The 11,910-nt window shown below is 36.3% G+C and carries 11 protein-coding genes and 1 tRNA gene; 5 read left to right on the top strand and 7 right to left on the bottom strand.

Annotated features, from left to right (window positions below; translation table 11 throughout):
* The first annotated feature begins 18 nt into the window (after positions 1-18).
* The 4 genes from ACPDG9_RS13140 to ACPDG9_RS13125 all read left to right on the top strand — a co-directional run bounded on the left by ACPDG9_RS13140 (position 19) and on the right by ACPDG9_RS13125 (position 5,865).
* Positions 19-3,372: a SusC/RagA family TonB-linked outer membrane protein gene (locus ACPDG9_RS13140; protein WP_430528176.1), complete on the top strand. Its 3,354-nt coding sequence runs from the start codon at positions 19-21 to the stop codon at positions 3,370-3,372.
* A 13-nt stretch (positions 3,373-3,385) separates the two neighbouring features.
* Positions 3,386-4,711, top strand: coding sequence for a RagB/SusD family nutrient uptake outer membrane protein (locus tag ACPDG9_RS13135; RefSeq protein ID WP_430528175.1), 1,326 nt, complete (start codon positions 3,386-3,388; stop codon positions 4,709-4,711).
* Positions 4,712-4,813: 102 nt separating this feature from the next.
* Positions 4,814-5,578, top strand: coding sequence for a LytR/AlgR family response regulator transcription factor (locus ACPDG9_RS13130; protein WP_430528174.1), 765 nt, complete (start codon positions 4,814-4,816; stop codon positions 5,576-5,578).
* 71 nt (positions 5,579-5,649) lie between these two features.
* A complete protein-coding gene (locus ACPDG9_RS13125; protein WP_430528173.1) occupies positions 5,650-5,865 on the top strand; it encodes a hypothetical protein in 216 nt (71 codons plus the stop codon).
* 7 nt (positions 5,866-5,872) lie between these two features.
* On the opposite strand, the gene ACPDG9_RS13120 is transcribed toward ACPDG9_RS13125, so the two are convergent.
* Positions 5,873-6,370 carry a YkgJ family cysteine cluster protein gene (locus tag ACPDG9_RS13120; protein WP_430528172.1) on the bottom strand — a complete coding sequence of 166 codons (498 nt, stop codon included), beginning with the start codon at positions 6,368-6,370 and terminating at the stop codon, positions 5,873-5,875.
* Between the two features lie 66 nt (positions 6,371-6,436).
* Here ACPDG9_RS13120 and ACPDG9_RS13115 point away from each other — a divergent pair, with 66 nt between their 5' ends.
* Positions 6,437-7,153 (top strand): class I SAM-dependent methyltransferase, encoded by a 717-nt coding sequence (locus ACPDG9_RS13115; RefSeq protein WP_430528171.1) that lies wholly within the window; start codon positions 6,437-6,439, stop codon positions 7,151-7,153.
* Between the two features lie 18 nt (positions 7,154-7,171).
* Here ACPDG9_RS13115 and ACPDG9_RS13110 read toward each other — a convergent pair whose 3' ends face one another.
* The 6 genes from ACPDG9_RS13110 to ACPDG9_RS13085 all read right to left on the bottom strand — a co-directional run bounded on the left by ACPDG9_RS13110 (position 7,172) and on the right by ACPDG9_RS13085 (position 11,907).
* On the bottom strand, positions 7,172-7,579 hold the full coding sequence (locus tag ACPDG9_RS13110; RefSeq protein WP_430528170.1) for a DUF2059 domain-containing protein: 408 nt from the start codon (positions 7,577-7,579) through the stop codon (positions 7,172-7,174).
* Positions 7,580-7,617: 38 nt separating this feature from the next.
* On the bottom strand, positions 7,618-8,253 hold the full coding sequence (locus ACPDG9_RS13105; RefSeq protein ID WP_430528169.1) for a 7-carboxy-7-deazaguanine synthase QueE: 636 nt from the start codon (positions 8,251-8,253) through the stop codon (positions 7,618-7,620).
* Between the two features lie 117 nt (positions 8,254-8,370).
* Positions 8,371-9,312: a beta-1,6-N-acetylglucosaminyltransferase gene (locus ACPDG9_RS13100; RefSeq protein ID WP_430528168.1), complete on the bottom strand. Its 942-nt coding sequence runs from the start codon at positions 9,310-9,312 to the stop codon at positions 8,371-8,373.
* Positions 9,313-9,632: 320 nt separating this feature from the next.
* On the bottom strand, positions 9,633-11,429 hold the full coding sequence (gene typA, locus ACPDG9_RS13095; RefSeq protein WP_430528167.1) for a translational GTPase TypA: 1,797 nt from the start codon (positions 11,427-11,429) through the stop codon (positions 9,633-9,635).
* 115 nt (positions 11,430-11,544) lie between these two features.
* Complete coding sequence (gene rpsT, locus ACPDG9_RS13090; RefSeq protein WP_002987410.1) at positions 11,545-11,796, bottom strand: 30S ribosomal protein S20; 252 nt, start codon at positions 11,794-11,796, stop codon at positions 11,545-11,547.
* A 39-nt stretch (positions 11,797-11,835) separates the two neighbouring features.
* Positions 11,836-11,907 (bottom strand) — tRNA-Glu (locus tag ACPDG9_RS13085).
* Positions 11,908-11,910: the final 3 nt, after the last annotated feature.

Genomic DNA, 11,910 nt, shown 5'->3' with positions numbered 1-11,910 from the left:
CCTTACCCATTTAAGAAAATGAAAAAACTATTTCTTTTATTTTCGTTCTTTACCCTAACTCTTGTACTAGCACAAGAGAAAAGAACGATTACAGGTTTTGTTCAAGATGCAAGCGACAAGTCGGGCTTACCCGGAGCATCTATTATTGTTGAAACTCAAAGTGTATCAACGGAAACAGGCCAAAAGGGAATCATCGAGAGTACAAGCATTGGAACGATGACAGACTTTGATGGAAACTTTACACTTGATGTTCCAAAAGAAACAAAAGCCATTCGCGTAAGCTTTATTGGTTATGCTTCGAAACTAATCAATCTTACTACAAAAACACATTATAACGTTGCCTTAGGTACGGATGAAAACATCCTAAACGAAGTTGTAATTACGGGGTATCAAACGATTGAAAAACGCAAACTAACTTCTTCTGTAGCCCAAATTGGAATGGCTGATATTGAGCAAGGAGGAGTTGCGAGTGTGGATCAAATGTTAGCCGGACAAATTGCTGGGATTGCTGTGACAACACCAACAGGTGCTCCAGGTGGACCTGCTAAAATCCGTATTCGTGGTACAGCTTCGTTAAATGGTCCTCAAGATCCATTATGGGTTATTGACGGAATGCCATTGGAAGGAAATAACGTACCTAACTTTAACGATAAGGACAATATCGATCAATTGCAAAACTTTTCTATTGCTGGTTTAAATCCAGATGACATCTTGGATATCACCATCTTAAAAGATGCTTCTGCAACAGCAATTTACGGAGCAAGAGCTGCAAATGGAGTAATTGTTATTACAACGAAAAAAGGAAAGAAAGGTGCAATGAAAGTAAACTTTACAGCGAATACTTTCGTGAATGAACGCCCACAATTTTCCAAATTAAACTTGATGAATTCATCTGAAAAAGTGGATTTAGAATTGATGCTAGCTGGTAGATCTGATATCAATAATGCTCGCTCACGTCAAGGGGAAGTAGCGCGAATTTTAAACAGAAACAACGAATTAGACACCTATAGAGATGGTGGATTTAGTGCGTTATCTCAAGAAAGTCAAAACGCTATTAATCGCTTGAGATTAGTAGATACCGATTGGGGAAAAGAATTATACCGCCCTACATTCAACAAACAATATGGTTTGAGTTTATCAGGTGGTGGTGATCTTTCAGATTACTACTTCTCCTTAGGGTACTACGATGAAGAAGGATCAACAATTGGCACTGGTTTTGAGCGTTACAACATTACGTTGAAAAACAACTTTACTTTGACTGACAAACTAACAGCTGGTGTAGCTTTATTTGGAACACAGTCGAATAAAACTAACTTCATCGCAGATGCTGATGCAAGTGTTAATCCGGCAAACTACTCCAGAAATGCCAATCCTTATTTAAAACCATACAATGAGGATGGAAGTTTTCAATATGATCCAGATATCAATGGTTTTGGAGATGCTTATATTCCTTTCAACTTCTTAGAAGAAAGACAAAATACAAGCTACGAATTGAAAAACCAATCGTTGAAGGCTATTTTTGATATTAACTATCAAATCTTAGATGACTTGAAGTTCACTTCTCAATTGGGCTTACAAATTGACAACAATGATACGGAGAAATACTTAGGTCAAGAAACCTATAATACTCGTAAATTCAGAGAAGGTACGAGATATTATGACAGTTCTTCCAAAGAATTCAAATACTTCTTGCCTGATGGAGGAATTATTGAAAACTTCTCAGATAAATACTTCCAATACAACTGGAAAACCCAAGCGATGTACAATACTATTATCCATGATATGCATGAAATAGATGTGATGGCGGGTATGGAAATTAGAAAAGAAGAAAGAAAGCAAATAAAATCTAAAGGTTTTGGATATGATCCTTTGACCTTAACGACCAAACCAATCTTGTTCCCGCAAGGAAACTCTGAGGCTGCACAAAAAAAATACGAGACCTATAGAAGAACAAAAGGAGAAGATGCTTATGCTTCTTTCTTTGCAACAGCTTCTTATACGTACGACAGAAAATATACCGTTTTTGGAAGTGTGCGCTACGATGGTTCTAACTTATTTGGTGTAGATCCAAAATACAGATATTTACCTTTATGGGCTATTTCTGGTTCCTGGTTAGTATCGAATGAGAACTTCATGGAGAACGTTGATTTCATCAACAATTTACGTCTACGAGCTTCTTATGGTTTACAAGGAAATGTGGATCGCACCACCTCTCCTTTCGTCATTGGAGAGTACAATACTTCTTCGATCTTACCTGGCTATCCAGAAAGTACCATTCAAGTAACTAACTTACCTAATGGTACCTTAAGATGGGAAAAAACAACGAATACAAATGTTGGTTTTGATTTGGGAATGTTCAACAATAGAGTGGCTATTGAATTTGATGCATACAACAGAAAGAGTACAGATTTAATTGGTTTACGTGCCTTGCCTTTTGAGACTGGGTTTGAGTTTACCAACATGAACTGGGCACAAGTAAGTAACAAAGGATACGAGATATCCTTAACAACGAGAAATATCGTACGTCCCAACTTCTCTTGGACAACAACGTTCAACTTTGCACACAACAAGAGTAGAGTTGATCGTATCCAAGTAAACGATGGTGAATATTTACCTTCAAGAGAAGGTTATGCTGTAAATTCTGCTTTTGTCTTGAAAACAGCAGGTTTAGATGAGAAAGGAAATATTTTATTCTGGCAAGGTGGAGAAAAAGTTTCTGCCAAAGAATTTTTCCAATTATACGATTCATGGGAAGATATCATGCCTGGTTATATGGTTGACTCTAAATTGACACCGGAGCAATCAAGAGATTTATTTACCTATGCAGGAGACAGAGATCCGAAATTCACAGGAGGTATTATCAATACATTCAAAATCAATAATTTTGATTTCACTATCTCAGCGGCATTTAATCTAAAACAAATGGTAACGCGTACACCTGCTTACAATTCAGCTTTAGTTGATCCAGGAAGAAACTACACTAGAGAAGTATTAGATATGTGGACACCAATCAATACGGGAGGAACTTTACCTGGATTAACAGGAAATGATGCCTATGATGGAACAGATAATTGGATGTTAACGAAGTGGTTTGACTATGGTGGAGCTCCAATTAACTATTACAACTATCTTGATATTTGGACAAAAGAAACAAGTTATTTACGTATTAGCAGCCTGCGTTTAGGGTATACCTTACCAAGAGCTATTTTAGACAAAATGCGTTTAGATAATGTTCGATTTACCGTAGAAGGTAGAAACCTTTTTGTATTCGGAACCGATTACAAAGGATACTTTGATCCGGAAACGTACGGAAACATTTACTCACAACCAATCCAGCGATCATTCTCACTAGGATTAAACATAACTTTCTAACTCTTTGCACATTATGAAAAAACTTTTTTTATTTATCGGATGTCTGAGCTTGAGTTTATCTACTGTTAGTTGTGATAAATTCTTAGATATTGAACCAGAAGGAAAGATTATTCCCAAAACAACGGATGATTATAGAAAATTGATGACCTCGGCTTACTTTGCGTACCCTCGTCACAAGGCTCTAACGACTATACGAACAGACGAAGTTCAAATTCCTGTCATGGACAACAGTGACTTCGCAGAAATTCGCGATGTATTTGTATACAACGACCAAAGTCCGAGTGATGGAACAAGAGAGTATGGATACCAAGACTTATACAAAGTTATTTTCTATGCCAATCAAACCATAAACGATGGAACGGGTACCATGCAAACCGGAGACGTAAAAGAACAACTTCTAGGAGAAGCACATGCACTACGTGCTTTAGCTTACTTCGATTTAGTCAACTTCTTTGCTAAACCGTATGATCCTGCTACAGCTGCTACAGAACCGGGTATCGTAATCATAAATGAAGTAGACTTAGATGACAAAAGACCAAAATCAACCGTAGCCGAAGTATACAACCAAATTCATTTGGATATTGACGCCGCGAAAGCAAAACTAAAAGTAGCTACCTATGACGCTGGTACCAACTACCGTTTTTCTAAATTAGCTCTTTATGCCTTGGAAGCGCGTGTAAATCTGTATCAGAAAAAATATGAAGCTGCAATTGCAAGTGCAGAAAGTGCATTGGCAATCAAAAGTACATTACAGAACTTAAATGTAGATGCGAAAGAATCCGTTGCACATTTCAAATCGGTAGAATCCATTATGAATTTAGAAGATGTATTTAAAACAGCTTATAAATCTTTTGTTTTTGCTTCTGAAGAATTAAAAGCAAGTTATGATCAAACAAACGATCTTCGCTATACTGCTTCCTTTGATGATGTAAATGGAAATCTAGTTTTGGTTAAAACAGGCAATGGAGATACTAAAATCTCATTCCGTACTGCTGAATTGTACTTCATCAAGGCAGAAGCTTATATTTTCTTGAACCAATTAGATCAAGCAACAGCTATCCTACAGCCGATCATCGAAAATCGTTACACAGCTGAAGCTATTCCTGCGGTAGTAGAACAACTAAAATCGTTCGACCAAGCAGCATACAAAAAATTCCTACTAGAGGAGCGATTCAGAGAATTTGCTTTTGAAGGTCAACGTTGGTTTGACTTGAGAAGGTTAGATCAAAAGAAAATCGTTCACCGATTAGGTAATGAAGAATTTACACTACAACAAAATGATCCGCGTTATACCTTGCCGTTCCCAAGAAAAGCAAGAGAAAACAACCCAAATTTATAAGCGGTGACACTGCAAAAGCTACCAGAAATGGTAGCTTTTTTTTATGCGGTAAAAGATCTCATTTTTAGAACATGTAACTTTTTAGTACTTTTACAAAAAAAAGTGCGTATAGCAATTGTTGAAGATGAAGCTCTCGCAGCTAATTATCTAAAGAAACTATTGATCACACAAGATATCCTACCCATTTCGGTTAGCGATATTGTTATGCTATCTTCTATTAAAGAAGCGACGACGTTCTTCTTTCAACACAGCGTTGATCTCATTTTTATGGATATTCATTTAGGCGATGGCAAAAGTTTAGAAATTTTCGACAAGATCGCCGTAAAAAGTCCAGTTGTTTTTATTACAGCTTATGAGAATTACGCTATCGAAGCTTTTAAGCAATTTGCTATGGGCTATATTTTAAAACCCTTTGATAAAATAGCGTTAGACGAAGTTCTACATAAATATGTAGCCATAACCAAACACCTGCAGGAAGATACAATTCCCAAACAAGAACAGGAATCCGAAGTAGCCACTCCCCCGTTGAAAGATCGCTTTTTGATTCACGATGGTCATCGTCTAAAATCAATTGAAGCCAAAGAAATCGCTTATTTGTTTGCTTCAGGCAAGCACCTATTTTTACACACCTTTCAAGAAGAACGCTTCATTTATGACGATACGATCAAAGACGTTATTGACAAGCTTGATCCTAAATTTTTTTTCAAAATAAATCGCAGCTTCATCATTAATATTCAAGCCATTAAAGAGGTTATCCGCCATAATAGCCAAAAGATAGAACTTTTATTGAAGGTACAAAGTGAAGACCAACAGCCTATTTTTGTCAGCAAAGCGCATATCGCTAATTTAAAAGACTGGTTGAGTTAAATTGCGATTTAACACAGCATAGATTCTATTTTTTTACCTACATTTGAGAGAAACAAAAACAAATAAATATTATGAATGTAGGAGAATATATTGTCAAACTAATCGACGGCATACTGGATTTCTTTCAATTGATCAAAGATTACCTAGATGATGCTCTACACATCTTCGAAAAAATAAAAGAAGTTGTACTGGATATTATCGATTACTTTTTGGATCATACAGGAGAATTATTACCAGAATCTGTAGCGCTTTTTGAAGACCAAGAAGAGGATTATTTCTTTATTTAATTCTTCTTTATTTCAACACTATTTTCTTCTTCATCTGCTCTACTACTTCATATGCTGCCGGACAGATTGCTACATTTTCTAGGGTTAAATTGGCAATTTGCTGAAATTTTTTTCGGTCCGTGTGGGGATATTCTCGACAGGCTTTCGGACGAACATCGTAAATCATACAATAGTTTTCTGCATCCAAAAAAGTACAAGGCACGTGTTGAAGTACATAGTCATTGTCTTCATCTATTTTCAAATACTGATCGATAAATTGTTGGGGTTTTAATCGCAAGTGCTTGCTGATTCGTTCTATATCAGCACTTGTAAATAAAGGTCCTGTTGTTTTACAACAATTCGCACAAGACAAACAATCCGTTTTTTTAAAAACAGCTTGGTGAATTTCTTGCATTTGATAATCTAAATCTTTTGGGGGCTTCTTTTGTAGTTTTGCAAAATATTTTTTATTCTCATTATGCTTATCTTTGGCGAACTTTGGAAGTTCTTGCAGTATTTTGTCCATTCGTACTTTATTGAATGACAAAATTACGACAACTCGCTTTTTTATAGATCAAAAATTCAACAAAAAATGAAAGACCTAATCGGACAAGCCATACTAGATTATCAAATTACGCAGAAACCAGCAGTTTTATTGACAGAAACCGATATTTCTGAAGCAGAAGAAATGGAGGTCTCTTATTGGTTTCGCGCCTATAAAGACATGCCTAAACTCGAGCAAATAGCATTAAAAAAGAGCAATGGAAAAGTTTTAGACATCGGTTGTGGCGCAGGATCTCATGCGCTTTATTTACAAGAAAAAGGATTCGACGTTACCGCTATTGATATCTCTCCAAAAGCCATTGAAGCTTGTCAGTTAAGAGGGATTCATAACGCAAGAGTAACTAATGTGCTCGATGTAAAAGACGAACAATACGACACCCTGCTTTTATTAATGAATGGTACAGGGATTTTTGGACGATTAATTCACATTACTGCGTATTTAGAACAGCTAAAAACACTATTGACACCTGGAGGACAAATCTTACTTGATAGCTCTGACTTAATCTATATGTTTGATGAGGATGAAGACGGTGGAAAATGGATTCCCATGGACAACAAAGACTACTATGGAGAATTAGTTTTTAGCGTGGAATACAAAGGTGAGACAGAAGAGGCCTTTAATTGGCTATACTTAGATTACAACACCCTTCAAAATGCAGCGCATGGCTGTGGTTTAGGCTGTGAACTACTGTATGAAGGAGAAAATTATGAATACCTCGCAAGACTAACAAAAAAAGGAAGCTAAAGCTTCCTTTTTTTTATCTTACATTTCCATGTATTTCATCATGATTCCTTGAACACTAGTTCCCCATTCCATTCCAACTTGTTGTCCTTTATCATACAAAACTTTATTTTTTTCGTACAATTTCTTTCCAACTGGAGTTTCGTATAATTGAATCAATTCTTTGATTTCATTATGTGTAAATTCTTCCATGTAGATTTCAGCCATTCTAGCTTTAAAATCATTCAAGCTTACGTTAAATTCTTTTTGAAACTCAGCTCTTTTTCCTTCTGGAATATTCTGACTGATTTCTTCTGTCATATAGTCAAAAGCTTTCATTTGTCCACTTACTTCCATGTATTTTTCAGCGTCTGCTTTGAAAGCAGTGTCTTGGGCAAAACCGAAATGTCCTGCTAACATGAATGCAGCTACGATCACTATTTTTTTCATAATTGTAGTATTTTTGATGAAGTAAAGATAAAACTATGTTAAGGAATATCCAAGTATTTATGTGTTTGCAACGATATTTTCCACTTTGGATTTTGCTTGACATACTCGACAATTAAAGGCATCATAACCGCGCGCTTACTCCATTCTGTCTGCAATAATAGCAATGCGTCTCCATTTACTTTAGCCGCTTGTTCCTCTGCAAAGATAAAATCGTGTTTGTTGTAAATCACAACTTTCAACTCATTAGCTGCCTTGTAAGCACTATCAGTTGGCAATTTAGCCTTTTTAGGCGAAAGACAAACCCAATCAAAATCACCAGACATTTCATAGGCTCCTGATGTTTCAATATTGGTTTTCAACCCTGCCTCTTTTAATTTCTTTGTTAGGTAATCTAAGTTATACATTAGGGGTTCTCCCCCAGTAATAACGGCTAGATTAGCCACCGCTGACGCATCAGCAACAATAGATTCAACAGCCGTTAACGGATGTAATTCTGCATTCCAACTCTCTTTCACATCGCACCAATGACATCCTACATCACAACCTCCTAAACGGATAAAATAAGCAGCGTGCCCCGAATAGTATCCCTCTCCTTGAATGGTGTAAAACTGCTCCATCAAAGGCAATGCTTTCCCTTCTGTCAACGCGCCATTGTGTTGGTCCTCCTGTATCATAGTAAACTAATTAATTGATCGTAATTCTCTCTAGTACAAAATTAGAATTACCGCGTAAAGATAAGGTAAAAACATGAATCTCTCGTCTTCTCTCCACTTATTCCACAAGTCTTCCCCTTAGTACTTTCTATCTTTTTTCAGATTTTCGAGATCCAACCAAGATAAGATTTCCTCCTCTTGTTGAGCGTTAAACTTACGGGCATAAAGATATCCCTGATCCGCTGCTTGCTTTAACAGCTGCTTATCAGCAAGAGAAAAAGTAACAGGTAAAGGCACTCCTTTTCTATCCCAGTCGATAAAAGTTAGCATATTCTTCACTTGAATATTCGGTTGACTTTTCATGACCTCCACCAGTAGGGTTTGAAAAAAATATTCATCCGCACAGAAGGTAGTTTTAAAAAAATTAAACCACTCTTCCTGATTCGCTTTATAAAACGCCGTCATAAGCTCCAATGTACCATAGCGCAAAGCCCACCAAGAGGACCCTTTGTAAAAGACAATAGAGGAGTCTAACTCTTTTTGAACAAACAAATACTTTAGATAAGAAAACGCAAAGCATCCTTTTAGTATGGATTTATATAGACCCGAAATCTTATGCTTTTTGAAAATCACATAATCTCCTCTTTTATCGCTCTTATTTACTTTAAAACCACGGAAGTTAAGATAAGGACGGGGATGTACCTCTTCAGCTATAAACTTCTCAATAAAATCAACAGCTTGATTGTTTTCATAAAAGGCTTGAATGTCCTTTGTTGTTTGAAGGGGATAATCTTGTCCACTAATAAGAATCACACGATCAGACGCAGAAGGCCTATATATAGCTAAAGTTTCAATGAGGTTTAACGTCGCTTGAACTTGAGAAAAATCACCCCAAATACAATTTACTCGATTTGCTATAAACTGAACGCGAGGGCCTGCACAGTGTAATTCGAACGGTACAAGATCACTTTTCAAATCAATGTGAAGGACAAAATAAACATTCGGAGCCGATAGGCGATCTATTAAACGCTTTAATTGCTGTGGATTAGTATGTGCTTGAACAAGATAAAAGATATTCATAAATCCGTGTTATATAAGAATCCAATCAAAAAGCCATAACTTGATTGGATAGTAAATAAACGGATTAAATTACTTTTTTACGTTTATATAGTGTTAAAATTTAGTTAATTAATATTTGTGTTTTTCTAAAAAACAAGATAAGACCGTACTACATCAATAAAAACAGGCTCTCTATTTAAAAAGAAGCAATATCATACATCAAACACCTGTTTTTCTACCCTTCTAAAAGGCAGATGTGTTAGTCAAGATTCTTTGCTTCTAAAGGGTAAAAAAAATCCAGAGGATTGCTCCTCTGGATTATAGATAAAACCACTATTGGTTTAGATTTTATTTCTCTTGCGATCTGTTTCTTTCAAGAATATCTTTCTTAAACGAAGCGATTTAGGCGTTACCTCTACGTACTCGTCTTTTTGGATGTACTCTAAAGCCTCCTCCAGAGAGAATTTAATTGCAGGAACAATTCTAGCTTTATCATCTGAACCTGACGCACGAACGTTTGTTAATTTTTTCGTTTTTGTCACGTTAACGGTCATATCATCTCCACGAGAGTTTTCACCAATTACCTGACCTTCATAGATATCCTCATTTGGATCTACGAAAAACTTACCGCGATCTTGTAACTTATCAATAGAGTAAGGAATTGCTTTTCCATTTTCCATTGAGATCAGCGATCCGTTTGTACGACCCGAAATCTCTCCTTTATACGGTTGATATTCCAAGAAACGGTGCGACATAATTGCCTCACCTGCAGTTGCAGTTAACAATTGATTTCTCAATCCGATAATTCCTCTAGAAGGAATTAAGAATTTAATAATCATACGTTCTCCTCTTGGTTCCATGCTTGTCATTTCCCCTTTTTTAAGCGATACGTACTCTACTGCTCTTCCCGATAAATTTTCTGGGATATCGATGGTTAATTCCTCAACTGGCTCACATTTCACTCCGTCAATTTCTTTCAAGATTACTTGTGGCTGCCCGATTTGCAACTCATATCCTTCACGACGCATGGTCTCGATCAATACAGATAAGTGCAATACCCCACGACCAAACACCATAAATTTATCCGCACTATCCGTTTCGTTTACACGCAACGCTAAGTTTTTCTCCAATTCTTTCGTTAAACGATCCTTGATGTGACGAGACGTTACATATTTACCTTCTTTTCCGAAGAAAGGAGAATCGTTAATCGTGAACAACATACTCATTGTTGGTTCGTCGATAGTAATCGTAGGCAAAGCTTCTGGTGTTTCGAAATCAGCAATTACATCCCCAATTTCGAACCCTTCAATTCCTACAACCGCACAGATATCACCTGCGTGAACTTCTGACACTTTCTTTCTACCTAATCCCTCGAACGTATGTAATTCTTTAATTTTAGATTTCACTGTTTTTCCATCGCGTTTAATCAAAGAAATATTCATTCCTTCTTTTAAAACACCACGGTGTAAACGACCAATCGCGATACGACCTGTAAACGTAGAGTAATCAAGAGAAGTAATCAACATTTGAGGTGTACCTTCTCTAACTTCAGCTACAGGGATATGCTCAAGAACCATATCTAACAAAGGTTCGAAAGAATCTGTTGGTTGTTTCCAATCCGTAGACATCCAGTTGTTTTTAGCAGAGCCATAAACCGCTGGAAAATCCATTTGCCATTCTTCCGCACCCAATTCAAACATTAAGTCGAATACTTTTTCGTGTACTTCTTCTGGCGTACAGTTTTCTTTATCTACTTTATTTACAACCACACAAGGTTTTAATCCTAAGTCGATTGCTTTTTGTAATACGAATCGAGTCTGTGGCATTGGTCCTTCAAAAGCATCTACAATTAAAAGAACACCATCAGCCATATTCAATACACGCTCTACCTCTCCACCAAAATCCGCGTGACCTGGAGTATCGATAATATTAATTTTAGTTCCTTTATAACTTACAGATACGTTCTTTGCAACGATTGTAATTCCTCTTTCTCTTTCGATATCCTCGTTATCTAAAATCAACTCTCCAGAAGTTTCATTTTCACGAAATAACTGACAGTGGTGTAATATTTTGTCAACCATTGTTGTCTTACCATGGTCAACGTGTGCGATAATTGCAATATTCCTAATTTGTGTCATATAAGGATTTTAAAATTATATTAGTATTCATTGAAAAAGTATAGTACAAACAAAAAAAGCCCTCATGGAATTGAGAGCTTAGTGTATGTCTTCTATAAACACAACCTATTGCTTCTTATAAAGCAGCAACGTGTTTTGTCAATTTAGATTTTAAATTAGAAGCTTTGTTAGCATGAATGATATTTTTCTTAGCTAATTTATCAATCATTGCAACAACTACAGGTAATTTATCAGCAGCATCTTTTTGATCTTCAATCAAACGTAAAGCTTTGATCGCGTTACGTGTAGTTTTATGCTGATATCTGTTTAATACTCTCTTTTTTTCGTTACTTCTAATTCTTTTTAAAGCTGACTTATGATTTGCCATTTTTTAAATATTTTATTAAGTCTATACTATTTTTTTCTGTAGTCCGTAGGGGAATCGAACCCCTGTTACCAGGATGAAAACCTGGCGTCCTAACCCCTAGACGAACGGACCAAA

Source organism: Myroides sp. C6-3 (assembly GCF_050522425.1).
Taxonomy (GTDB): Bacteria; Bacteroidota; Bacteroidia; order Flavobacteriales; family Flavobacteriaceae; genus Flavobacterium.
The sequence above is the reverse complement of the archived record's forward strand: the minus strand, read 5'-3'. Positions and strand labels throughout refer to the sequence as shown.